Here is a 23,471-nt window from a genome sequence, read left to right as displayed (position 1 = left end):
GGGACATAACCTTCGCGAAGATTCGCTTGAGCGAACCCTGGCTGAATTGGTGGAGCTAAGCGGGATCGAACCGCTGACCTCCTGCATGCCATGCAGGCGCTCTCCCAGCTGAGCTATAGCCCCGGATTTCTAGCCTCTCGGCCCAGCGATGCCATCGACATCACTTGTGCAAAACTGGCGTCCCCTAGGGGACTCGAACCCCTGTTACCGCCGTGAAAGGGCGGTGTCCTAGGCCACTAGACGAAGGGGACGAACCTTCTTACCTTCAAGACCCGGTTGCTGGACCCGGTCTTGCTTGCCAGCCTCGGCTGCCAAGCGGAATTTGGTGGAGCTAAGCGGGATCGAACCGCTGACCTCCTGCATGCCATGCAGGCGCTCTCCCAGCTGAGCTATAGCCCCACAATGTCGCTTTGAACCGAACCACCGGCTGGGTGCCTGGCGTTTCGTTTTCGTTCATCGCTGTGGACGGGGCGCATATTAAGATCGGATTGCACAGCTGTCAAACAAATTTTCGAAAAAATTCAAAAGTTTTTTCACAGATAACAATCACTTACCGCCCTGCCCCTGCTATTCGCGGTGCGCATGGCCCTTGTAGGAGCGGCCTTGCGTCGCGAAAGGGGCGCAAGGCGCCCCCCGGCGATGGTGCGAACTTATCGATCGTGGGGCCGCTTCGCGCCCCTTTCGCGACACAAGGCCGCTCCTACAGACGATCAGCGGCGCTGGATCAGGCGATGTTCGCCAGCAGCTTTTCCCATTCCTTGTTTTCTTTCTTCGACACGCCACCCAGCAGGTCCAGGGCCTGGCGCAGGCGGTAGCGGGTCAGGTCCGGGCCGAGGATTTCCATGGCGTCGAGCACCGACACCGAGCTGGCCTGGCCAGTGATGGCAGCAAACATCAGCGGCATGGCATCACGCAGCTTGAGCTCCAGCGACTCGACCACAGCCTGGATGCAGGCGGTGATGCGGTCTTTTTCCCACTGACGCAGGCTTTCCAGCTTCCACAGGATCAGCTGCATCACCTGGCGCACCTGGTCGGCCGACAGCTTCTTGCTCTCGAACAGCTTGGCGTCGAGCTTCAACGCGCCTTCGAAGAAGAAACCACCCAGCGGGGCGATCTGGCTGAAGGTTTCGACCCGGCCTTGCACGTGCGGGGCGATCTTCATCATGTAGTCGCTATTGAAAGCCCACTTCTGCACCCGTGCGGCAAACTCCTGCACCGGCAGCTCACGCAGCCACTGGCCGTTCAGCCACGACAGCTTCTCGATGTCGAAGATCGGGCCGCCCAGGGAAATGCGCGACAGGTCGAAGTGCTCGACCATTTCGGCCAGGGAGAACTTCTCGCGCTCGTCCGGCATCGACCAGCCCATGCGGCCGAGGTAGTTGAGCATCGCCTCGGGCATGAAGCCCATGCGCTCGTAGAAGGTCACCGAAGTCGGGTTCTTGCGCTTGGACAGCTTGCTCTTGTCCGGGTTGCGCAGCAGCGGCATGTAGCACAGCTTGGGCTGCTCCCAGCCGAAGTACTCGTACAGCTTGATCAGCTTGGGCGCCGACGGCAGCCATTCTTCGCCGCGCAGCACGTGGGTGATGCCCATCAGGTGGTCGTCGACCACGTTGGCCAGGAAGTACGTCGGCAGGCCGTCGTTCTTCATCAGCACCTGCATGTCCATGCGGTCCCACGGGATTTCGACGTCGCCGCGCAGCATGTCCGGGACCACGCAGATGCCTTCGCTCGGCACCTTCATGCGGATCACGTGGGGCTCGCCCGCGGCCAGGCGGCGTTGCACTTCCTCGTCGCTCAGCAGCAGGGCGCGGCCGTCGTAGCGCGGCGTCTCGCCACGGGCCATCTGCTCGGCGCGCATCTGCTCCAGCTCATCGGCGGTGCAGAAGCAATAGAAGGCGTGGCCGGCATCGACCAGCTGCTTGGCGTACTTGGCGTAGATCTCGCCGCGCTCGCTCTGCCGGTAAGGGCCATGCGGGCCACCGACATCCGGGCCTTCGTTCCATTCGATGCCCAGCCAGCGCAGGGCGTCGAAGATCTGCTGCTCCGACTCGCGGGTGGAGCGCAGCTGGTCGGTGTCTTCGATCCGCAGGATGAACTCACCGCCATGCTGCTTGGCGAAGCAGTAGTTGAACAGGGCGATGTAGGCGGTGCCGACATGGGGGTCGCCAGTGGGCGATGGCGCGATACGCGTGCGAACGGTGGTCATGGAGAGTCTCGAACGAAAGATGAAACAAAGGCGGGATGTTAGCAGGGAGCAGGCATCGGGCTCCAGCAATGGCGCTAACGACACTTGTGGACAGACCGTCTGTCGCTGTTAAATTTGTTTACATTTCTGGAACGATAGTCCCCATGCCTGCTCAACTCAAACGCCGCCTGCTGATCTTCTTCAGCCTGGTGGCCATCATCGCCCTCGCCTTCCTCGCCCATTGGTACTTCAAGGGCCGCTTCTTCGAAAGCACCGACAATGCCTACGTACAGGGCGAGATCACGCGCGTGTCCAGCCAGCTCGGCGCTCGCATCGACGAGGTGCGGGTAGACGACAACCAGCACGTGAACAAGGGCGACCTGCTGGTGCGCCTGGAAGTCGCCGACTTCCAACTGGCCGTGGACCGTGCCCGCGCCGCCCTGGCCACACGCGAGGCGGAATATGCCCAGGCACAAAGCCGCCTGACCCAACAGGGCAGCCTGATCGCCGCCGGCCAGGCCCAGGTATCGGCCAACCAGGCAACCTTCGACCGCTCGCGCCTGGACCTGAGCCGCGCCGAAAAACTGCGCAAGCCTGGGTTCGTCTCGGAGGCGCAGGTCACCACCCTGTCGGCAGACGCCCACGTGGCCGGCTCCCAGGTCGATAAAGCCCGCGCCGACCTGCAAGGCCAGCGCCAGCAGGTCAGCGCACTGAACGCCGACCTCAAGCGCCTCGACGCGCAGATCGCCAATGCCCGTGCCGACCTGGCCCAGGCCGAGCTGAACCTGACCCGCTGCGAGATCCGCGCGCCCCTGAGCGGCACCATCGGCCAGCGCAATGCGCGCAATGGCCAGGTGGTGCAGGCCGGCGCCTACCTGCTGTCGATCGTGCCCGACGAAGCCATCTGGGTGCAGGCCAACTTCAAGGAAACCCAGATCGGCCACATGCAGCCTGGCCAGCGCGCCGAACTGCTGTTCGACAGCTACCCCGACACCCCGATCGAGGCCCGCGTCGACAGCCTGTTCGCCGCCTCCGGCGCGCAGTTCAGCCTGCTGCCGCCGGACAATGCCACCGGCAACTTCACCAAGGTGGTGCAGCGCATCCCGGTGAAGCTGACCTTCGCCGCCGACAACCCGCTGCACGGGCGCATCCGCCCCGGCATGTCGGTAACCGCCACCGTCGACCTGCGCTCCGCGGACGAAGGCCACGATGGCCGGTGACACGCTGGCGCGGCCGACCGCCGAACCCAGCCGGCGCGACTGGATCGCGGTGATGAGCGTGATGCTCGGCGCCTTCATGGCGGTGCTGGACATCCAGATCACCAACTCCTCGCTCAAGGACATCCAGGGCGCGCTGTCGGCGACCCTGGAGGAAGGTTCGTGGATCTCCACCTCCTACCTGGTGGCGGAAATCATCATGATTCCGCTGACCGCCTGGCTGGTGCAGCTGCTGTCCGCGCGGCGCCTGGCGGTGTGGGTGTCGGCCGGGTTCCTGTTCGCCTCCCTGCTCTGCTCGATGGCCTGGAACCTGGAAAGCATGATCGTGTTCCGCGCGCTGCAGGGTTTTACCGGCGGCGCGCTGATTCCGCTGGCCTTCACCCTGACCCTGATCAAGCTGCCCGAGCACCACCGCGCCAAGGGCATGGCCATGTTCGCCATGACCGCCACCTTCGCCCCCTCCATCGGCCCGACCCTGGGCGGTTGGCTGACCGAGAACTGGGGCTGGGAGTACATCTTCTACATCAACATCCCGCCTGGGCTGGTGATGATCGCCGGCCTGATGTACGGGCTGGAGAAGAAAGAAGCGCATTGGGAGCTGCTCAAGAGCACCGACTACGCCGGCATCCTCACCCTGGGCCTGGGCCTGGGTTGCCTGCAGGTGTTTCTCGAGGAAGGCCACCGCAAGGACTGGCTGGAGTCGAACCTGATCGTCGCCCTGGGCACCGTCGCCCTGATCAGCCTGATCACCTTTGTGATCCTGCAGTTTTCCAAGCCGCACCCACTGATCAATTTGCGCATCCTCGGCAACCGCAACTTCGGCCTGTCGAGCATCGCCAGTTTGGGCATGGGCGTGGGGTTGTACGGGTCGATCTACCTGCTGCCGCTGTACCTGGCGCAGATCCAGGGCTACAACGCCCTGCAGATCGGCGAGGTGATCATGTGGATGGGCGTGCCGCAGCTGTTTCTGATACCCCTGGTGCCGCAACTGATGAAGGTGATCTCGCCCAAATGGCTGTGCGCAGCAGGCTTCTGCCTGTTCGGCGCCGCCAGCTTCGGCTCCGGCGTGCTCAACCCGGATTTTGCCGGGCCGCAGTTCAACCACATCCAGATCATCCGCGCCCTGGGCCAGCCGATGATCATGGTGACCATCTCGTTGATCGCCACGGCGTATATCCAGCAGCAGGATGCAGGGTCGGCTTCGAGCCTGTTCAACATCCTGCGCAACCTCGGGGGCGCCATCGGCATTGCCCTGCTGGCAACGTTGCTGGATGCGCGGACCAAGGTGTATTTCGACTACCTGCGTGAAGCGGTGGTGCCGAACAACCCGCAGGTGGCCGAGCGGCTGGCGCAATTGACCGAGCGGCTGGGCAACGAGGGGGCGGCGCTGGGCAAGTTGAGCGAGATTACCCACCAGCAGGCGCTGATCATGGCCTACAACGATGCCTTCCATTTTGTCGGGATCGGGTTGGCGGTGAGCATGGTGGCGGTGTTGTTGACGCGCAAGTTGCCAGAGGGGTTGAAGGCTGGCGAGGCTCACTGAAACCGTACTGGCCCTATCGCCGGCAAGCCGGCTCCCACAGGTACAGCACAGCTATTTGAAACTGTGCGGACTTTGTGGGAGCCGGCTTGCCGGCGATAGGGCCCGTGAAGGTCAGCTGCTAATCAGCCGCTCACGCAGCTGGGTGATCTCATCGCGCAACTGCGCCGCCGCTTCGAACTCCAGGTCACGGGCAAACTGCATCATCTTCTCTTCGAGCTGCTTGATGCGCTTGGTGATCTCACCCGGCGTACGCAATTCGGCCTCGTAGCGGGCAGCCTCCTCCGCCGCCTTGGCCATGCCCTTGCGCTTCTTGCTGCGCGCCCCCGGCACGGTGGCGCCTTCCATGATGTCGGTGATGTCCTTGACCACGCCCTTGGGCACGATGCCGTTGGCCTCGTTGAAGGCCACCTGCTTCTCGCGCCGCCGCTCGGTCTCGTCGATGGCCCGCTGCATCGACCCGGTGATGTTGTCGGCGTAGAGAATCGCCCGGCCATTGAGGTTGCGCGCGGCGCGGCCGATGGTCTGGATCAGCGAGCGCTCTGAGCGCAGGAAGCCTTCCTTGTCGGCATCGAGGATCGCCACCAGCGACACCTCGGGCATGTCCAGGCCCTCGCGCAGCAGGTTGATGCCCACCAGCACGTCGAAGGTACCCAGGCGCAGGTCGCGGATGATCTCGACCCGCTCCACCGTGTCGATGTCCGAGTGCAGGTAGCGCACCCGCACATCGTGGTCGGCGAGGTAGTCGCTGAGGTCTTCGGCCATGCGCTTGGTCAGCGTGGTGGCCAGCACCCGCTCGCCGAGGTCGACGCGCTTGCGAATCTCCGACAGCAGGTCGTCGACCTGGGTCAGCGCCGGGCGCACTTCGACCTGTGGGTCGACCAGGCCGGTGGGGCGCACCACCTGCTCGACCACTCGCCCGGCGTGCTCGGCCTCATACGGCCCCGGGGTCGCCGAGACGAAGATGGTCTGCGGGCTCACCGCCTCCCATTCGTCGAAGCGCATGGGCCGGTTGTCCAGCGCCGAAGGCAGGCGGAAGCCGTACTCCACCAGGGTTTCCTTGCGCGAGCGGTCGCCTTTGTACATGGCGCCCACTTGCGGCACGCTGACGTGGGATTCGTCGATCACCAGCAATGCATCCGCCGGCAGGTAATCGTACAACGTCGGAGGCGGCGCGCCGGCCGGGCGGCCGGACAGGTAGCGCGAGTAGTTCTCGATGCCGTTGCAGTAACCCAGCTCGAGGATCATCTCCAGGTCGAAGCGGGTACGCTGCTCCAGGCGCTGGGCTTCCACCAGCTTGTTGGCCTTGTGCAGGTACTCCAGGCGGTCCTTGAGCTCTTCCTTGATGCCCTCCACCGCCTCCAGCAGGGTTTCGCGCGGGGTGACGTAGTGGCTCTTGGGGTAGAAGGTGAAGCGCGGCAGCTTGCGAAACACCTCGCCGGTCAGCGGGTCGAAGGCGGCGATGTTCTCCACCTCGTCATCGAACAGCTCGATGCGGATGGCTTCGAGGTCCGATTCGGCCGGGAAAATGTCGACCACATCGCCGCGCACGCGGAAGGTGGCGCGGGCAAAGTCCATTTCGTTGCGGGTGTACTGCAGGTCGGCCAGGCGGCGCAGCAGCGCGCGCTGGTCGAGCTTGTCGCCGCGGTCGACGTGCAGGACCATCTTCAGGTAGGTCTCGGGGCTGCCCAGGCCATAGATGCACGACACCGTGGTGACGATGATCGCATCGCGCCGCTCCAGCAGCGCCTTGGTCGCCGACAGGCGCATCTGCTCGATGTGGTCGTTGATCGAGGCGTCCTTCTCGATGAAGGTGTCCGACGACGGCACGTAGGCTTCTGGCTGGTAGTAGTCGTAATAGGAAACGAAGTACTCCACCGCGTTGTTCGGGAAAAACGCCTTGAACTCGCCATACAGCTGCGCCGCCAGGGTCTTGTTCGGCGCCAGCACCAGGGTTGGGCGCTGCACCTGCTGGATGACGTTGGCGATGCTGAAGGTCTTGCCCGAGCCGGTCACCCCGAGCAGGGTCTGGTGCGACAGGCCGGCATCGATGCCTTCGACCATCTGGCGGATGGCCTCGGGCTGATCACCTGCCGGCTGGAAACGGGTGACGAGCTGGAACTCGGACATGACGGACCTCGCGACGCTGCAGCAACTGTAAATTTAGCCAGTAGTCTATACCCAAATGCGCCCGCCCGGGGCCGGATTCAAGGCCCGCCCGCGAGCGCCTACTGCGATGGACCTGGCAATTCGACCAATGGTCGAAAAATATTTGCGCAAATCCGCTGAAAAGCCGCGACACAGTGTCGCCGTGACCGATCGGTATCACTATACTGACTCCCCGTTTGTGCACCGCTTCAGTGCATTCGGCTGGAGCGTGTACGCCCTATCACTCTCCAATCAGAGCCAAGGTAACAATGAGCCTGTTTTCCGCTGTAGAGCTGGCACCCCGCGACCCTATTCTGGGCCTCAACGAAGCATTTAACGCCGACCCGCGCACCGACAAGGTGAACCTGGGCGTGGGCGTCTACTGCAATGAGGAAGGCCGCATTCCGCTGCTGCGCGCCGTGATCGAAGCCGAAACCCAGCGTGCCGCCCAGCACGCCTCGCGCGGCTACCTGCCGATCGACGGTATCGCCAGCTACGACCAGGCTGTACAGAAACTCATCTTCGGCGCCGAATCGCCACTGCTGGCCGCTGGCCGCGTGGTCACCGTGCAGGCCGTTGGCGGTACCGGTGCTCTGAAAATTGGCGCCGACTTCCTCAAGCGCCTGTCGCCCAATGCCGTGGTAGCCATCAGCGACCCGAGCTGGGAAAACCACCGCGCGCTGTTCGAGACCGCCGGCTTCCCGGTGCAGAACTACCGCTACTACGACGCGCCGAGCAATGACGTCAACCGTGCCGGCATGCTCGAAGACCTGAACAACCTGCCGTCCGGCTCGATCGTCGTGCTGCACGCCTGCTGCCACAACCCGACCGGCGTCGACCTGGGCCTGGACGACTGGAAAAACGTCCTGGAAGTGGTCAAGGCCAAGGGCCACGTGCCGTTCCTCGACATGGCCTACCAGGGCTTTGGCGCCGGCATCGCCGAAGACGCCTTCGCCGTGCGCCTGTTCGCCGAATCGGGCCTGGAATTCTTCGTTTCCAGCTCGTTCTCCAAATCGTTCTCGCTGTATGGCGAGCGCGTTGGCGCCCTGTCGATCGTCACCGCCTCCAAGGACGAAAGCACCCGCGTGCTGTCCCAGGTCAAGCGCGTGATCCGCACCACCTACTCCAACCCGCCGACCCATGGCGCCACCATCGTCGCCACCGTGCTCAACAGCGACGAACTGCGCAACATGTGGGAAGCCGAGCTGTCGGAGATGCGCCAGCGCATCCACGGCATGCGCCAGCAGATGGTCCAGCTGCTGGCCGAGTACGGTGCCAAGCGCGACTTCAGCTTCGTCGGCCGCCAGGCCGGCATGTTCTCCTACTCGGGCCTGACCGTGGAGCAAGTGGCTCGCCTGAAGAACGAGTTCGGCATCTATGCGCTGGACACCGGCCGCATCGCCGTTGCCGCATTGAACCAGAGCAACATCCACGTGGTCACCAAGGCCATCGTCGAAGTGTTGTAACTGCTTGATTCGTATCTGAATTGCCGAGCGGAAGCTTGACTTCCCCTCGGCAATCATTAAGATACGCGCAGATTCCGCGATAGCTCAGTCGGTAGAGCAAATGACTGTTAATCATTGGGTCCCTGGTTCGAGTCCAGGTCGCGGAGCCAAACACTGAAAAAGCCCCCGGGTGCGCAAGCACCGGGGGCTTTTTCGTTGTGGCCGGTTATTTTGCCAGCGGTTCGGTCACAGGCTTGCCCTCGTCCACCAAACTCCAGACCAGCAACTTGGCCGGCGTCTTGTCACTGGCGTTGCGCGACACGCTGTGCACGGTGCCAGGCGCTTCGTACCAGAACTCGCCGGCCTTGTAGGTTTTCTCCGGTTCATCGTTGAGCTTCGAGACCACTGCACCTTCCAGCACATAAGCCATCACCGCACCGGGGTGCTGATGGGCGGGCGAGGCCTGGCCAGGTGCATAGCTGACGGTCAGCATCACGGCGTTCTTGCCGGGTGCGTTCGATGGCTGCTTTTCCTGCAGGACCTTGACCTGATCGGCTGCCTCGCCATGCGCCCAGGCGGCAGGCTGGCCGGCGAGCAGGCCGGCACCGAGGAGCAAGGCAAGGGAAAGGTGGGCAGTTTTCATGGGGCGTCTCCTGATTGGCGATTGCCTGCAGGTTAGGCCCCTGGGGGTGGGCGGCAAACGGCCAATTCAGGGAAAAAGCAGGAGGCCGCTCAGCTGGCACGCCCGATCGGGTAGAACTGGCCATGGCTCCAGACCCCGAGCCACTCCTCGCCCTCGATCACCCTCGGCACCGCCAGCTCGACCAACTGATAGAACACATTGCGGTGGATCAACGCCTCGAGGTTGCTACGCATCAGCACATAGGGCGCCGGCTCCTGGGTGACCGGGTCGATTTCCACCCGCAGCGGGTGATCCGGCCCGGCCTCGGCTTCGTCCTCGACGTTGCTGGTAAAGCGCAGCACCTGCTGCTCGCCACTGCCCTGCACATCCAGGGCCACGGCAACGAATGGCGCATCGTCGACCCGAATGCCGACTTTCTCCACCGGCGTGATCAGGAAGTAGTCGTCGCCATCACGGCGCATGATGGTGGAGAACAAACGCACCATCGGCTTGCGCCCGATCGGCGTGCCCAGGTAGTACCAGGTGCCATCACGGGCGATGCGCATGTCGATGTCGCCGCAGAAATCCGGGTTCCACAGATGCACCGGCGGCAAGCCCTTGTGCTTGGGAATTTGCGCCAACAGGTCATTGGCCTTGCCGGTATCGCTCATCGCGTTTGCCTCACTCACTCATGCCCAGGAGGCTACGAGCGTACTCGCGCATCGGGGCGGCAAGCAAATCCCGGGGCGAGTTGTCGTGGAACGTCAACAAACCGCCACGGCTCTTGATGCGTGCGGTGTCGATCAAGTAGCGGGTGTTGGTTTCGATGAGCATCATCTGCACCACGCCGGTATCCCAGCCCAGGCGATCGACCGCCTGCTCGTCGTACCACTCATCGCCATTGCCGATGCGGTCGTCGGTACACGCGAAGCGGGTGTACAGCACATAGTCGGCGCCCACCGAACGCGCCTGGGCAATCGCCTCCTCCAGGCCCAACGGCCCCTGGGCGCGACGCACCAGCGGGAAGTACTCGACAAAGCTCTTGAACGCTTCCTCTGCCACCGCGTTCTGCTGCGGCAGCGGCCCTTTGCCCGGCGGCATGAACGCGCCCTGGCCGATGAAGATGAACGAATCGGGCTGCAGGCGGATCGACAGGCTGCGGCGCGTATCGCTGTGGTCCAGCAGGCCGGCATCGCTCATGTGGTAACGGACGCCCTCGCCCATATCGCTGACATTCATGCAGCCACCCAGCGCCAACAGCGCCAGCGGCAAGACCAGGCTACGCATCTTTCCTCCAATGGCCGGCGACGAAAAACCGGCGAATAGCCGGCGGATGCAGCTTTTGCGCCAGATCAGCCGCCAATCACCTTCATCACCATCACATCACCGGAAAACGCCAGCGCCTGCTTGTCGGCCAGGGCCTTGACCAGCAGGCGCTGCAGCGCCGGCAAGGCTTCGTGGCGCGGCTTTTCCAGCAGGTCACCGACAAAGTGGCGATTGCTCGACGACAGGCAGCCGTGCAGCCAGCCGGTTGACGACAGGCGCAAGCGCGAACAGCTGCGGCAGAACGGCACGCTTTCGTTGGCAATCACGCCGAAATGGCCCTTGCCGGGGATCTGGTAGCGCAGCGCAGTCGCGTCCACCGGCGCCTGGGCCTGCTGGTAGTCATGCGCCTGGCCGATCACCGCCAGCAGATGGTCAAGGCCCACGAACTGCTGGAGAAACGCATTGTGGTCGCGGGCCAGGTGCCCCATGCGCATCAGCTCGATGAAGCGCAATTCATAGCCGCGCTCGAGGCAGTAATCGAGCATCGGCAGCACCTGGTCCAGGTTCTGCCCGCGCATCGGCACCATGTTGACCTTGATCCGCATGCCCATGCCCTGCGCCTGATCCATGCCGGCCAGCACGCTGGCCAGGTCGCCACCGCGGGCGATGCGGCGAAATGCCTGTGGGTCGAGGGTGTCGAGGGAGACGTTCAAGCGGCGGATGCCGGCGGCGTGCAGTTGCGGCAACTTGCGCGACAGCAGCTGGCCGTTGGTGGTCAGGGAAATGTCTTCGAGGTCGAGCCTGGCAACAGCAGCCAGAAACGCGTCCAGCCTCGGGCTGACCAGGGGCTCGCCGCCGGTGATACGCAAGCGCTCGATGCCGGCGGTTTCGATCAGGTAGGCCACGCCGCGTGCCAGGGCTTCGGCCGACAGCTCGTCCTGGGCCGCCACCAGGCGCTTGCCGTCAGGCACGCAATAGCTGCAGGCATAGTTGCAGGCAGCCGTCAGGCTGACGCGCAGGTTGCGAAAACGCCTGCCTTGACGATCGACGATCATGGGTGACTCCGGCATGGATGAAACGGGGCCGGCAAAACCTGACTCAAAATTCAGGTTTTTGCAAGCCCCTGCTCCATGCCGTGTTCAACGCGAAGTGGCGGATGCCTTCAGTTGGCCGCTTCCGGGTCGCGCTTGCGCTTGTTGCCCATGCGCACGCCGATGTCCATGAGGAACTGGAAGAAGCCTTCCTGATCTTCCAGCACATTGCTCCAGAACGGCGAGTGATACAGCGCCACGGCGCCGTGCACCAGTGCCCAGGCGGCGCAATAGTGGAAGTACGGCGGTACGTCTTCGAGCTTGCCTTCGCTGATGCGGCCCTTGATCAGCTGGGTCAGGCGATCGAAGTTGGAGGCGCGGATGCTGTGCAGCTCCTCGACCATCTCCGGCACCTGGTTGCCCTTGACCACCTTCTCTTCAAGGCGGTCGAACAGCCGGTAGCGCTGCGGGTCACGCATGCGGAACTCGAAGTAGGCGCGCGACAGCGCCTCCTTGTCACGGTCGACATCGGCCGAATGCAACAGCGCGTTCAGGTCGCGCTCGTAGTCGAGCATCAGGCGCAGGTAGATCTCCGCCTTGGACTTGAAGTGCTTGTAGATCGTGCCTTTGCCGATGCCCACGGCATCAGCGATCATCTCGACGGTGACGCTGTCTTCACCCTGTTCGAGAAACAGCTTGAGTGCAGTGTCGAGGATTTCCTGTTCGCGACGGCGAAACTCACGGACCTTACGAGGTTCTTTCTGCATAGGAAGGACTGGATGACAATCGAAGCGGTTTATTATGCCTAACTTGCGGCAAATTGCACGGATCTTCCAACCATGTCTATGTTTCACGATGAGTTCGAGCAAGCCCCGGGGCTGCGCTACCTGAACCACGCCGCCATCGCCCCCTGGCCGCGGCGGGCCAGTGAGGCGGTGGCGCGCTTCGCCCGTGACAACGTCAGCCTGGGCGCCAGCGAGTACCCGGTTTGGCTGGCCACCGAACGGCGCCTGCGCGAGCGCCTGGCACGCCTGCTCAACGCCCCTTCGCGCGCTGACATCGCGCTGGTCAAGAACACCTCCGAAGCCCTCTCGCTGGTCGCGTTCGGGCTTGATTGGCAGCCAGGCGAGCAGGTGGTGATCAGCGACGAGGAGTTCCCTTCCAACCGGGTGGTCTGGGAGGCCCTGCCCGATCGTGGGGTCGAGGTGTTGCAGGTGAGCCTTGCCGGGCCCGACCCGGAGGCCTCGCTGCTGGCTGCCTGCACCGCGCAGACGCGCTTGCTGGCGGTCAGCGCGGTGCAATTTGGCAGCGGCCTGCGCCTGGACCTGGCGCGCCTGGGCCAAGGCTGCCAGGCGCGCAATGTGCTGTTCTGCGTCGACGCCATCCAGCAGATCGGCGCCCTGCCCTTCGATGTCCAGCAGTATCAGTGCGATTTCGCCATGGCCGACGGCCACAAGTGGATGCTCGGCCCCGAGGGGCTAGGCGTGTTCTATTGCCGCGCCGCGATACGCCCACGCCTCAAGCTGCACGCCTACGGCTGGCACATGCTGGAACAGCTGGGCGACTTCGAGCGCCGCCAGTGGCAGCCCGCGCGCAGCGCACGGCGCTTCGAATGCGGCAGCCCGAACATGCTTGGCGCCTGTGCGCTGGAGGCGAGCCTGTCGCTGCTCGAAGAGGTCGGCATGGACGAGGTGGCGCGGCAGTTGCAGCAGCGGGTGGAGCAGTTGCATCAGGGCCTGGCCAGCATCCCCGGCGTGCGCCTGCACAGCCCCGCCGCCGCGCAGAGGCGTGCAGGCATCGTCAGTTTCAGCATTCAAGGGCAAGACAGCGGGGATGTTTACCGGGCGTTGTCTTGCGAGCGCACGATCTGCGCATTACGCGGGCCTGGTGTGCGCTTTTCGCCGCATTTCTACACCAGGGAGCACCTGATCGACGAAGCTGTGCAGCAAGTGCGGCGACTGGCCATACGCTGAGGAAGGAACGGAGGGCGGGCGTATTCCAAATCTGTTTAAAAAACGACCAACAGGCACTGGCACTGCGCCAAACCTGACCAATACTTGAAGTGTTGGCGCGGCGCATCCCCCCCAAGTGGCGCGCCAATAAAGGTGCTCAGGGACCGCGTACCTTTGTTTTACTCCTAATGGTCTTAACCCGGATTCCCCCCCCAGAACCCGGGTTTTTTTTGCCCGCCTTAAGCCGCTACGCGGGCAAGGGGGAACAAGCGCTTGAAGTTGTCGGTGGTCTGGCTGGCCAGCTGCTCGTAGCTGACCCCGCGCAAGGACGCCACGTACTCGGCCACCTCGCGCACGTACTGCGGCAGGTTCGGCTTGCCGCGGTGCGGGATGGGCGCAAGGTAGGGCGAATCGGTTTCCACCAGCAGGCGGTCGACCGGCACCTGGCGCGCCACTTCGCGCAAGGCATCGGCGTTGCGGAAGGTGACGATGCCCGACAACGAAATGTAGTAGCCCAGGTCCAGGGCGGCCTTGGCCATGTCCCAGTCCTCGGTGAAACAGTGCAACACGCCCGCCTGGGGCAGGTTGGCCTCGCGCAGCAGCGCCAAGGTGTCGGCCCTGGCAGCGCGGGTATGCACGATCACCGGCTTGCCGGTCTGGCGAGAGGCTTCCAGGTGCAGGCGGAACGAGGCCTGCTGCAGCTCTGCGGCTTCTGGCTCGTAGTGGTAGTCCAGCCCGGTTTCGCCGATCGCCACCACATGCGGGTGCGCCAGTTCGCGCAGCAGCCATTCCAGGGCCGGGGTTTCGCCGGGCGCCAGGTCCAGCGGGTGCACCCCCACCGAGCAATCCACATCGGCGTACTGCTCGCTCAGGGCCTTGACCGACCCGGCGTTCTCGGCGCTCACGCCAATGCACAGGAAATGCCCGACACCGCGCTCCCGGGCCGCCTGCAGGGCGGCATCGAGGGAACCCTGGTGGGCGCTCAGGTCAAGACGGTCGAGGTGGCAATGGGAATCTACGAGCATGGGATACGACACACATGAGGAAGTGAAAAATCAGCGAGCGCCCGGCAACTGCTGCCAATGGGCCAGCAACGCTTCCAGCAGCAGCACGCGATTGAGGTTGGCCTTGCCCAGCACCTTCTGGCGCTGTTCGAGGATCCACGCCTGAACCTCGAGCACCTTGCCCTGGCGGCTCTTCTGCGCCAGGTACTGCACGACCTTGCGCATATCGGCCAGGCCCAGCCCTGCTTCGTCCTGGCTCAGTTGGTAGCGCAGGATCAGGTGCGACCAATCGAAGAACCAGTCGAACAGCAACAACAATGGCACACCACTCCAGGCCTCGGCCAGCTGGCTGGGCGATTGCTGCTGCTTGAGCAGCTTCTTCACCCCTTCGGTGACCAATGCGCGCTGCTCGCGCACGCCCTGGGCCTGCAGCTTCACCGCCGTCAAGGGCGAACCGGCCGCCAGGGTCAGCAGCTCATCGCGCTCGGCTTCGTCGCTGTCGGGCAGCGCCGCGGCCAGCCACGCCTGGCTCTGGGCCAGGCTTGGCTGCGGGCAGGTCACCTGCTGGCAGCGGCTCTTGATGGTCGGCAGCAGGCGGCTGGGCTGGTGGCTGACGAGCAGCAGCACGGTATCGCCGGAGGGCTCCTCGAGGCTCTTGAGCAAGGCGTTGGAGGCGTTCACGTTCATCGCCTCGACCGGCTCGATCAGCACTACCTTGCGGCCACCGAGCTGCGCGGTCTGGACCACGAAGGACACCAGCTCACGCACCTGATCGACCTTGATCGGCTTGTCGGCCTCTTCCGGCTCCAGCACGAAGTTGTCCGGGTGGCTGCCGGCCCTGAGCAGGTGGCACGCCTTGCACTGCCCGCAGGCATCCAGCCCCTGCGGTTGCTGGCACAGCAGGCGCGCCATCAGGCGCTCGGCCAGGGCACGCTTGCCGATGCCCTGGGGGCCGTGCAGCAGGTAGGCATGGGCATGCCGGGCGCGCCCGGCCAACTGCTGCCACAGCGCCTGCTGCCAGGGGTAGGCCTCAGCCACGGCAACGCTCCACGATGGCCGGCAACAAGGCGTCGATGGCACGCTGCACGCCAGCCAGTGGCTGCGCGGCGTCCAGCAAGGTGTAACGCTGCGGCTCGCGCTGCGCGCGCTGCAGGTAGGCCTGGCGCACGGCCTCGAAGAAGGCTTGGCCTTCCTGTTCGAAACGGTCCAGGCGACCGCGCGCGGCGGCGCGGGCCAAGCCGACTTCCACCGGCAGGTCGAAGACCAGGGTCAGGTCCGGGCGCAGGTCGCCCTGGACGAATTGCTCCAGGGCGGCAATGCGCTCGACCGACAGGCCGCGACCGCCACCCTGGTAGGCATAGGTGGCATCGGTGAAGCGATCGCACAAGACCACCGCGCCCTTGGCCAAGGCCGGGCGGATCACCTGCGCCAGGTGCTGGGCACGTGCGGCGAACACCAGCAGCAGCTCGGTGTCGGCCGCCATTGCTTCGTCGCTGGGTGCCAGCAACAGCTCGCGGACCTTCTCGGCCAGCGGGGTGCCGCCCGGCTCGCGGGTCAGCACCACGTCCAGCCCCTGTTCGCGCAGGCGTGCGGCCAGGTAGTCGCGGTTGGTGCTCTTGCCCGCGCCTTCGGGGCCTTCAAGGGTAATAAACAAGCCGCTCACAGGCAGTCCTTAATGTTGTTCGTCAGGCGCCGGCGCTTGGGCCGGTGCAGGTTCGCTGGCCGGGGCCGGGGCCGGCTCCTGCGCCTCGGGCTCATCCCCCGCGGGTTGATCGTCGGCAGGCGCGGCCTGTGGCCCGGGGCTGGAGCGGTAATCGGCGCGCCGCTTGAGCTGGAACTCGCGCACCGCCGAGTTGTGGTTGTCCAGGTCGTCGGAGAACACGTGGCTGCCATCGCCGCGGGCGACGAAGTACAGGCTGGTGCCATCGGATGGATTGAGCGCGGCGTGAATCGCCTCGCGCCCGACCATGGCAATCGGCGTCGGCGGCAGCCCGCTGATGGTGTAGGTGTTGTAGGGCGTCGGCTCGCGCAGGTCGGCGCGGGTGATCCTGCCGTTGTAACGCTCGCCCATGCCATAGATCACCGTGGGGTCGGTCTGCAGCATCATGCCCAGGCGCAGGCGGCGCACGAACACGCCGGCGATCTGCCCGCGCTCCTGGGGAATGCCGGTTTCCTTTTCCACCAGCGAAGCCATGATCAGCGCCTGGTAGGGGTCGCGATAAGGCAGGTCGGTGCTGCGCTCAGCCCACTCCTTGGCCAGCACATCGTCCAGGCGCATGTAGGCCTGTTGCAGCAACTCGGCGTCGCTCATGCCGCGCACGAAGCGGTAGGTGTCAGGGAAGAAGCGCCCCTCGGGGAATACCCCGGTGTGGCCGAGCTTGTCCATCACCTCGGCATCGGACAGGCCGTCGAGGGTGTGCTTGAGCTTTTCATGCTTGGCGATCGCCGAGCGCACCTGGCGGAAGGTCCAGCCTTCGACCAGCGTCAGGTTGTATTGCACCACATCGGCCCGGCGCCAGGCGTCGAACAGGTCTTCGACGGTCATGCCGGGGGTGAGGCGGTACTCACCGGTCTTGAGGGGCACATCGGCCATGTTGAAGCGCCAGTACAGGCGCAGCCAGACGGCGTCATCGAGCAACCCCTCGTGCTGCATGCGGTAGAACATGCGGTTGGGGTTGGTGCCATTGGGCACGTCGAGCAGGCGCTCCTGCGTCACGGCCAAGGGCTGCTCCAGCACCGAGTTGAGCTTCCAGGCCGACCAGCCCAAGGCCAGGCCTGCGAGGATCAAACCCATTTCCAGCAGCAGCAGGAATTTGCGTCTCACGAATTCAGGTATCCAGTAACGTACGGGCAACGGCCTGCAGTTTACGGGTGAGTGGGCCCGGCGACCAGTTCAGCGCGGCAATTGCCCGCACCGGCCAGACACCGTAGACACTGTTGCAGACGAACACTTCATCGGCCTGTTCGAGCTCGTCGAAGGCCAGGTCGCGCACCTGCAACGGGATCGACAGCGCCTGCGCCTGCTCCAGCAACGCGCCGCGCATCACCCCGGCCACGCCGCAACGGCTGAGGTCGGCGGTGAGCAGCTTGCCATCGCGCACCAGGAACAGATTGCTGTACACCCCTTCGATCACCCTGCCCTGCCCATCACGCATCAGGCCTTCGGCATGCTCGCTGTCCTGCCATTCGGCACGGGCCAGCACCTGCTCCAGGCGGTTGAGGTGTTTGAGGCCGGCCAGCAAGGGTTGTTCCCCAAGCCGGGTCTGGCAGGGGAACAAGCGCACGCCGTGCTCGGCATGTTCGACAGGATAGCTGGGCAGCGCGCTGCCCTGCAGGATTCGTCGTGGTGCAACACCCACCGCCGGCGCATAGCCACGCTGGCTGTCGCCACGGGTGAGGATGAGCTTGGCGACACCGTCGCCCAACTGGCTGGCATAGCGCTGGATTTCATCGCGCAGCAGCGCCAGGTCGCCAGCCAGTGCCAGGCGCTGGCAACCCAGCGCCAGGCGGGCCATGTGGCCGTCCAGCAGGCTGGGCCGGCCGTTGCGCACGGCGATGGTCTCGAACAGCCCATCGCCGTAGGCCAGGCCGCGGTTCTGCAGGTTGAGCGCAGTCGCCGGCTGGCCATCGATCCAGCTTTGCATCAACCGGCGAACCGGCGGAACACCAGCGAGCCGTTGGTGCCACCAAAGCCGAACGAGTTGGACAGCACCACATCGATCGGCATGCTGCGCGCCACGTGCGGCACGAAGTCGAGGTCGCAGCCTTCGTCCGGCTCATCGAGGTTGATGGTCGGCGGCGCCATCTGGCTGTTGATCGCCAGCACGCTGAAGATCGCCTCTACCGCGCCTGCGGCACCCAGCAAGTGGCCGGTCATCGACTTGGTCGAACTGACCGCCAGCTTGTAGGCGTGCTCGCCGAAGACGCGCTTGATCGCCGCCACTTCAGCAATATCGCCAGCCGGCGTCGAGGTGCCGTGGGCATTGATGTAGCTGACCGCTTCCGGGGCGATGCCAGCATCGCGCAGGGCATTGGCCATGCAGCGCGCCGCACCTTCACCGCTGTCGGGCGGCGAGGTCATGTGATAGGCGTCGCCGCTCATGCCGAAACCGACCAGCTCGGCATAGATGGTCGCGCCACGGGCCTGGGCGTGCTCCAGCTCTTCGAGCACCAGGGCACCGGCGCCGTCCGACAGCACGAAGCCATCGCGGCCCTTGTCCCACGGGCGGCTGGCCCGGGCCGGCTCGTCGTTGCGGGTGGACAGCGCGCGCGAGGCACCAAAGCCGCCCATGCCAAGGCCACAGGCCGCCATTTCGGCGCCACCGGCGATCATCACGTCCGCCTCGCCATAGGCGATGTTGCGCGCGGCCATGCCGATGCAGTGGGTGCCGGTGGTGCACGCCGTGGCGATGGCGTAGTTCGGCCCCTGCAGCCCCAGGTGGATCGACAGGAAGCCGGAGATCATGTTGATGATCGAACCGGGCACGAAGAACGGCGAAATGCGGCGCGGGCCCTGCTCGTGCAGGGTACGGCTGGTTTCTTCGATGTTGGTCAGGCCGCCGATCCCCGAGCCCATGGCAACGCCAATGCGCTCGCGGTTGGCGTCGGTGACTTCCAGGCCGGCATTACGCACTGCCTGGAAACCGGCCGCCAGGCCGTATTGAATGAACAGGTCAAGCTTGCGAGCTTCCTTGGCCGACAGGTATTGCTCGACCTCGAAGCCCTTCACCGAGCCGCCAAAACGGGTGGAGTAGGCAGACAGGTCCGTGTGTTCGATCGGACCAATGCCACTGCGGCCAGCCAGAATGCCCTGCCAGGTGCTCGGTACATCGGTACCCAGTGGCGACAGCATACCCATACCGGTGACCACGACGCGTCTACGCGACACAGTACTCTCCTTTTCTAATATCAGAGTCTCTTGCCATTGCATTCAGGCAATGGAATGAAATGGCAACAGGCTCTCGGTGCGAGCGGATCGACGCCAGCGTTTCGCAAAGAAAAAACCGCACGCCGGCAAAGGCAGTGCGGTTTTTCTCGTCAAGAAGCGACGACTACAGCGTCTTAGGCCTTGTGGCTGTTGACGTAGTCGATGGCAGCTTGAACGGTAGTGATCTTCTCGGCTTCTTCGTCAGGGATTTCGGTCTCGAATTCCTCTTCCAGAGCCATCACCAGCTCAACGGTGTCAAGCGAATCGGCACCCAGGTCATCGACGAAGGACTTCTCGTTGGTCACTTCCTCTTCCTTGACGCCCAGTTGCTCGGCGACGATTTTCTTGACGCGTTCTTCGATGGTGCTCATACCTAGTTTTCACTCCTAATGGACATATGTCAGGCAGCTGGCCGGTGACCAAGTTTATAGAAAGACGTTCGCTTTTCAAGCGGAACGCACCTTCGGAATGGTTACCTAACCCTCTGCCTGGAATCTGGTTGCAGCTTTATAACGGATTTTAGGCTCGCAGTATGACTCTTTTTTGAAGCAATCCGTCACATTGAGTTGCAGTTTTACATGTACATCCCGCCGTTGACCGGCACGGTAGCGCCGGTAACGTAGCCTGCGCCGTCGGACGCCAGGAACGAAACCACCTTGGCGATTTCGTCGGCCTGGCCCAGGCGGCCCAGCGGAATCTGGGTTTGCAGGGCTTCGCGCTGCGCTTCTGGCAGTTCGCGGGTCATGTCGGTGTCGATGAAGCCTGGGGTCACCGAGTTGACGGTGATGCCACGCGAGCCCACTTCACGCGCCAGGGCGCGGCTGAAGCCTTCGAGGCCGGCCTTGGCGGCCGCATAGTTGGCCTGGCCAGCGTTACCCATGGCACCGACGACCGAGCCGATGCTGATGATACGGCCCCAACGCGCCTTGGTCATGCCACGCAGCACGCCCTTGGACAAACGGTAGAGGCTGTTGAGGTTGGTGTCGATCACGTCGAACCACTCGTCATCCTTCATGCGCAGCATGAGGTTGTCGCGGGTGATGCCGGCGTTGTTGACCAGGATGGTCGGCGCGCCGAACTGCGTGCCGATGGCGGCCAGTACCGCTTCCACGGACTCGGCGCTGGTCACGTTCAGTTCCATGCCGGTACCGGTGATGCCGTGCTCCTTCAGGGTGGCGGCAATGCGCTCGGCACCGGATGCGGAAGTGGCGGTGCCGATCACGGTCGCGCCCTGGCGGCCCAGCTCGAGGGCGATGGCCTGGCCGATACCACGGCTGGCGCCGGTAACCAGTGCAACTTTACCTTGCAGGCTCATGCAAGCTTCTCCAAATTCAGGCCAGCGCCGCGCGGGTGGCGGCGACGGCATCGGGGGTATTGAGGTTGTAGGTGGTGACGCCGTCGGCGCAACGCTTGTTCAGGCCGGCCAGGACCTTGCCCGGGCCGCACTCGACCAGGTTCACGGCACCGTTGGCTGCCAGGGTCTGCACGCACTCGACCCAACGCACGGGCTGGTACAGCTGTGCAAGCAGGTCATGCTTGAGTGCATCGAGGTCGGCGGCGATGGCGGCGGTGACGTTCTGCACCACCGGAATCTGCGGAGCCTTCCACTCGATGGCGTTGACCGATTCAGCGAAGCGCTCGGCGGCCGGCTTCATCAGTGCGCAGTGCGACGGCACGCTGACCGCCAGTGGCAGGGCGCGTTTGGCACCGGCCTCTTTGCACAGCTCCATGGCACGATCCACGGCAGCCTTGTTGCCGGCGATGACCACCTGGCCTGGCGAGTTGAAGTTCACCGCGCTGACCACTTCATCTTCGGCAGCCTTGGCGCAAATCTCGACCACCACGGCGTCGTCCAGGCCAAGAATGGCAGCCATGGCGCCGTGACCGGCCGGCACGGCCTCTTGCATCAGCTGGCCACGACGCTCGACCAGACGCACAGCGTCCTTCAGCGACAGGGCGCCGGCAGCGACCAGGGCGCTGTATTCACCCAGGCTGTGGCCGGAAACAAACGCCGGCTTGGCGCCGCCCTCTTCCAGCCACAGGCGCCACAGGGCGATGGAGGCGGTGAGGATGGCCGGCTGGGTCTTGTCGGTTTGGTTGAGTTGTTCTTCCGGGCCTTCCTGGACCAGTTTCCACAGGTCGTAGCCCAGAGCCTCGGAGGCCTCCTTGAAGGTCTCAACGATCACCGGCTTTTCGGCGCCCAGTTCCTTGAGCATGCCCAGCGATTGGGAACCTTGACCGGGGAAGACGAATGCGAGGGATGCAGACATTGAACAAGCCCTTATGATCTTGTCGAATGGGGTGCGCCGAGCCCTGGGCTAGACGCGGAATTTGAAAACTTGGATGGAGACGCAGACCAAGCGGTCACATTTAAGCACTTCATCGGCGAAATACCTAAGGCAACAGGTCTTCGAGGCGGCCGTGCAGGCGTTGCGGCAGGTTCTCCTGAATCTCGATCAGCGCCCGCTGGATCGCACTCTGGAAGCCCTCCACCCCGGCCGACCCATGGCTCTTGATGACGATACCCTGCAGGCCAAGGAAGCTGGCGCCATTGTGCCGCGCCGGGGCCAGGTCGGCCTGCAGGCGCTTGAGCAGCGGCATGGCCATGGCACCCGCCAGCCGCGCCAAGGCACCACCCTTGAACAGCCGCTCGATGCGCGCGCCGATCATGGTGGCCAGGCCTTCGCTGGATTTGAGCAGGATGTTGCCGACAAAACCGTCGCACACCACCACATCCGCCTCACCGCGATACAGCCCGTCACCTTCGACGAAACCGACGTAATTGAGGCCGCGGGCGTTTTGCAGCAGGGTTGCCGCCAGCTTCACCTGCTGGTTGCCCTTGATGTCCTCGGTGCCGATATTCAGCAAGGCCACCCGCGGGCGATGAATACCCAGGGCCTGGGCGGCCACCGAGCCCATCACGGCGAACTGGTAGAGGTTTTCGGCGCTGCAATCGACGTTGGCACCCAGGTCGAGCAGCTGGCAGTAGCCTGCCTGGGTGGGGATCGCCGCCACCATGGCCGGCCGGTCGATGCCCGGCAGCGTCTTGAGCACGAAGCGCGACAGCGCCATCAGCGCGCCAGTATTGCCGGCACTGACGCAGGCCTGGGCCTTGCCATCACGCACCAGTTCCAGGGCAATGCGCATCGACGAGTCCGGCTTGCCACGCAACGCCTGAGAGGGCCGCTCGTCCATACCGATCACCTCGCTGGCGGCGACAATCTGCAGGCGCGCGCGATCCGCAGCTGGCAAGCCGCTGACGAGATCTTCAAGGAGGGAGGGTTGACCGACGAGGGTCAGGTGCAGCGAGGGGGTAGCACTAAGGCAGGCAATACTGGCCTGGACAATGCTGCGGGGACCGAAGTCCCCGCCCATTGCGTCGATCGCGATGATCTGAGCGGACAAGGATTACTCGTCAGCGCCCTTGTCGACCACTTTGCGACCACGGTATACGCCTTCTGGCGAAACGTGGTGGCGCAGGTGAACTTCACCGGTGGTTTTCTCTACCGACAGCGCGTTTTCCGACAGAGCGTCGTGCGAACGGCGCATGTCACGGGCAGAGCGGGATTTTTTGTTCTGCTGAACAGCCATAATTGATTAACTCCTAAACGTTTGGGTCACGCTTTAACTGCGCCAAAACACTGAACGGGTTGGACCGCGATACCTCGTCCTTGCTCGAGTCGGGCTCGTCTGCGCCCGCCGGCTGCTGGCATTCTTCCGGATGATGAGCAGGCACGATGGGCAAGGCGAGCAGAAGCTCCTCCTCGATCAAGGCCTGCAGATCCAAAGGATCTTCGCCCAGTTCCAGCACGTCATAGCCTTTCGGCAACGACTGGGTATTCGCACCCTCCTTCACCACAGCGTATGTACATTCGCTATGGATCGGCAGGGTGACCAGCTCAAGACAACGCTGGCAAACCATTTTGACTTCGACGTCCAGCTCGCTGTGGATAACCACCACGTGCTGTTCATCTCGTTCAAAATCGAACTTCGCCTGCACCGTACCGACATTGTCGGAAAGCGGGTCGCAGAGTCTTTCCAAATCAGCGAGTTGCAGCGAACCGTTAAGGGTTACGCCACGATCGGCTAATTTGCGCGGGTCAACGTGAGGTGGAATCGGGTCATTCAACATAG

At 64.0% G+C, this 23,471-nt stretch carries 23 protein-coding genes and 4 tRNA genes; 5 read left to right on the top strand and 22 right to left on the bottom strand.

From position 1 onward, the window contains the following. Positions 1 to 47: 47 nt before the first annotated feature. From ACIPG5_RS00440 to gltX, 4 genes are all read right to left on the bottom strand, one after another. A tRNA-Ala gene (locus ACIPG5_RS00440) sits at positions 48 to 123 on the bottom strand. Between the two features lie 52 nt (positions 124 to 175). Beyond that, a tRNA-Glu gene (locus tag ACIPG5_RS00435) sits at positions 176 to 251 on the bottom strand. Positions 252 to 323: 72 nt separating this feature from the next. Beyond that, a tRNA-Ala gene (locus ACIPG5_RS00430) sits at positions 324 to 399 on the bottom strand. A gap of 325 nt (positions 400 to 724) precedes the next feature. Then, complete coding sequence (gene gltX / locus ACIPG5_RS00425) at positions 725 to 2,206, bottom strand: glutamate--tRNA ligase (protein ID WP_176512250.1); 1,482 nt, start codon at positions 2,204 to 2,206, stop codon at positions 725 to 727. Positions 2,207 to 2,349: 143 nt separating this feature from the next. Here gltX and ACIPG5_RS00420 point away from each other — a divergent pair, with 143 nt between their 5' ends. Beyond that, positions 2,350 to 3,405 (top strand): HlyD family secretion protein, encoded by a 1,056-nt coding sequence (locus tag ACIPG5_RS00420; RefSeq protein WP_176512249.1) that lies wholly within the window; start codon positions 2,350 to 2,352, stop codon positions 3,403 to 3,405. Between the two features lie 49 nt (positions 3,406 to 3,454). Further along, complete coding sequence (locus tag ACIPG5_RS00415; RefSeq protein ID WP_176512286.1) at positions 3,455 to 4,945, top strand: MDR family MFS transporter; 1,491 nt, start codon at positions 3,455 to 3,457, stop codon at positions 4,943 to 4,945. Between the two features lie 111 nt (positions 4,946 to 5,056). Here the strand turns inward: ACIPG5_RS00415 and uvrB are convergent, their stop codons facing one another. Beyond that, positions 5,057 to 7,072 carry an excinuclease ABC subunit UvrB gene (gene uvrB, locus ACIPG5_RS00410; protein ID WP_176512248.1) on the bottom strand — a complete coding sequence of 672 codons (2,016 nt, stop codon included), beginning with the start codon at positions 7,070 to 7,072 and terminating at the stop codon, positions 5,057 to 5,059. Between the two features lie 287 nt (positions 7,073 to 7,359). Here uvrB and ACIPG5_RS00405 point away from each other — a divergent pair, with 287 nt between their 5' ends. Both ACIPG5_RS00405 and ACIPG5_RS00400 read left to right on the top strand, forming a co-directional pair. After that, positions 7,360 to 8,556 (top strand): amino acid aminotransferase, encoded by a 1,197-nt coding sequence (locus ACIPG5_RS00405; RefSeq protein ID WP_176512247.1) that lies wholly within the window; start codon positions 7,360 to 7,362, stop codon positions 8,554 to 8,556. Positions 8,557 to 8,629: 73 nt separating this feature from the next. Further along, a tRNA-Asn gene (locus ACIPG5_RS00400) sits at positions 8,630 to 8,705 on the top strand. A 56-nt stretch (positions 8,706 to 8,761) separates the two neighbouring features. On the opposite strand, the gene ACIPG5_RS00395 is transcribed toward ACIPG5_RS00400, so the two are convergent. From ACIPG5_RS00395 to ACIPG5_RS00375, 5 genes are all read right to left on the bottom strand, one after another. Then, positions 8,762 to 9,178: a cupin domain-containing protein gene (locus ACIPG5_RS00395; protein WP_401372776.1), complete on the bottom strand. Its 417-nt coding sequence runs from the start codon at positions 9,176 to 9,178 to the stop codon at positions 8,762 to 8,764. 89 nt (positions 9,179 to 9,267) lie between these two features. After that, positions 9,268 to 9,828, bottom strand: a complete 561-nt coding sequence (locus ACIPG5_RS00390; protein ID WP_286913795.1) for a DUF1285 domain-containing protein — start codon at positions 9,826 to 9,828, stop codon at positions 9,268 to 9,270. 10 nt (positions 9,829 to 9,838) lie between these two features. Continuing rightward, on the bottom strand, positions 9,839 to 10,444 hold the full coding sequence (locus ACIPG5_RS00385; RefSeq protein ID WP_401372774.1) for a DUF4823 domain-containing protein: 606 nt from the start codon (positions 10,442 to 10,444) through the stop codon (positions 9,839 to 9,841). A gap of 65 nt (positions 10,445 to 10,509) precedes the next feature. Further along, positions 10,510 to 11,478 carry a GTP 3',8-cyclase MoaA gene (locus ACIPG5_RS00380; protein WP_401372772.1) on the bottom strand — a complete coding sequence of 323 codons (969 nt, stop codon included), beginning with the start codon at positions 11,476 to 11,478 and terminating at the stop codon, positions 10,510 to 10,512. 107 nt (positions 11,479 to 11,585) lie between these two features. Beyond that, positions 11,586 to 12,221 (bottom strand): TetR/AcrR family transcriptional regulator, encoded by a 636-nt coding sequence (locus ACIPG5_RS00375; RefSeq protein ID WP_085675550.1) that lies wholly within the window; start codon positions 12,219 to 12,221, stop codon positions 11,586 to 11,588. A gap of 72 nt (positions 12,222 to 12,293) precedes the next feature. Here ACIPG5_RS00375 and ACIPG5_RS00370 point away from each other — a divergent pair, with 72 nt between their 5' ends. Further along, on the top strand, positions 12,294 to 13,427 hold the full coding sequence (locus tag ACIPG5_RS00370) for an aminotransferase class V-fold PLP-dependent enzyme (protein WP_401372770.1): 1,134 nt from the start codon (positions 12,294 to 12,296) through the stop codon (positions 13,425 to 13,427). 218 nt (positions 13,428 to 13,645) lie between these two features. On the opposite strand, the gene ACIPG5_RS00365 is transcribed toward ACIPG5_RS00370, so the two are convergent. The 12 genes from ACIPG5_RS00365 to ACIPG5_RS00310 all read right to left on the bottom strand — a co-directional run bounded on the left by ACIPG5_RS00365 (position 13,646) and on the right by ACIPG5_RS00310 (position 23,469). Beyond that, positions 13,646 to 14,431 carry a TatD family hydrolase gene (locus tag ACIPG5_RS00365; protein ID WP_176512241.1) on the bottom strand — a complete coding sequence of 262 codons (786 nt, stop codon included), beginning with the start codon at positions 14,429 to 14,431 and terminating at the stop codon, positions 13,646 to 13,648. A 30-nt stretch (positions 14,432 to 14,461) separates the two neighbouring features. Then, positions 14,462 to 15,448 (bottom strand): DNA polymerase III subunit delta', encoded by a 987-nt coding sequence (locus tag ACIPG5_RS00360; RefSeq protein WP_176512240.1) that lies wholly within the window; start codon positions 15,446 to 15,448, stop codon positions 14,462 to 14,464. Beyond that, positions 15,441 to 16,073: a dTMP kinase gene (tmk, locus tag ACIPG5_RS00355; protein WP_286914431.1), complete on the bottom strand. Its 633-nt coding sequence runs from the start codon at positions 16,071 to 16,073 to the stop codon at positions 15,441 to 15,443. Before tmk ends, ACIPG5_RS00360 begins: the two co-directional genes overlap by 8 nt. 9 nt (positions 16,074 to 16,082) lie before the next feature. Then, a complete protein-coding gene (mltG, locus tag ACIPG5_RS00350; RefSeq protein WP_401372767.1) occupies positions 16,083 to 17,234 on the bottom strand; it encodes an endolytic transglycosylase MltG in 1,152 nt (383 codons plus the stop codon). A gap of 4 nt (positions 17,235 to 17,238) precedes the next feature. Continuing rightward, positions 17,239 to 18,054 carry an aminodeoxychorismate lyase gene (pabC, locus tag ACIPG5_RS00345; protein ID WP_401372764.1) on the bottom strand — a complete coding sequence of 272 codons (816 nt, stop codon included), beginning with the start codon at positions 18,052 to 18,054 and terminating at the stop codon, positions 17,239 to 17,241. Next, entirely contained in the window at positions 18,054 to 19,298 is a 1,245-nt protein-coding gene (fabF, locus tag ACIPG5_RS00340) for a beta-ketoacyl-ACP synthase II (RefSeq protein ID WP_176512236.1), read from the bottom strand. The genes pabC and fabF overlap by 1 nt, the downstream gene beginning before the upstream one ends. A gap of 173 nt (positions 19,299 to 19,471) precedes the next feature. Next, complete coding sequence (gene acpP, locus ACIPG5_RS00335) at positions 19,472 to 19,708, bottom strand: acyl carrier protein (protein ID WP_008096410.1); 237 nt, start codon at positions 19,706 to 19,708, stop codon at positions 19,472 to 19,474. Positions 19,709 to 19,911: 203 nt separating this feature from the next. Then, positions 19,912 to 20,652: a 3-oxoacyl-ACP reductase FabG gene (gene fabG, locus ACIPG5_RS00330; RefSeq protein ID WP_176512235.1), complete on the bottom strand. Its 741-nt coding sequence runs from the start codon at positions 20,650 to 20,652 to the stop codon at positions 19,912 to 19,914. A 16-nt stretch (positions 20,653 to 20,668) separates the two neighbouring features. After that, positions 20,669 to 21,607: an ACP S-malonyltransferase gene (gene fabD / locus ACIPG5_RS00325; protein ID WP_401372760.1), complete on the bottom strand. Its 939-nt coding sequence runs from the start codon at positions 21,605 to 21,607 to the stop codon at positions 20,669 to 20,671. Positions 21,608 to 21,731: 124 nt separating this feature from the next. Then, complete coding sequence (plsX, locus tag ACIPG5_RS00320) at positions 21,732 to 22,742, bottom strand: phosphate acyltransferase PlsX (protein ID WP_373874176.1); 1,011 nt, start codon at positions 22,740 to 22,742, stop codon at positions 21,732 to 21,734. A 3-nt stretch (positions 22,743 to 22,745) separates the two neighbouring features. Further along, positions 22,746 to 22,928 (bottom strand): 50S ribosomal protein L32, encoded by a 183-nt coding sequence (gene rpmF, locus ACIPG5_RS00315; protein WP_003247154.1) that lies wholly within the window; start codon positions 22,926 to 22,928, stop codon positions 22,746 to 22,748. Between the two features lie 13 nt (positions 22,929 to 22,941). Continuing rightward, positions 22,942 to 23,469 (bottom strand): YceD family protein, encoded by a 528-nt coding sequence (locus tag ACIPG5_RS00310; protein WP_176512232.1) that lies wholly within the window; start codon positions 23,467 to 23,469, stop codon positions 22,942 to 22,944. Positions 23,470 to 23,471: the final 2 nt, after the last annotated feature.

The sequence above is a fragment of the Pseudomonas sp. NPDC087029 genome, from assembly GCF_044745345.1.
GTDB classification, from domain to species: Bacteria; Pseudomonadota; Gammaproteobacteria; order Pseudomonadales; family Pseudomonadaceae; genus Aquipseudomonas; species Aquipseudomonas faucium.
Note: the sequence above shows the minus strand (reverse complement) of the source record. Positions and strands in the feature narration are given on the sequence as shown.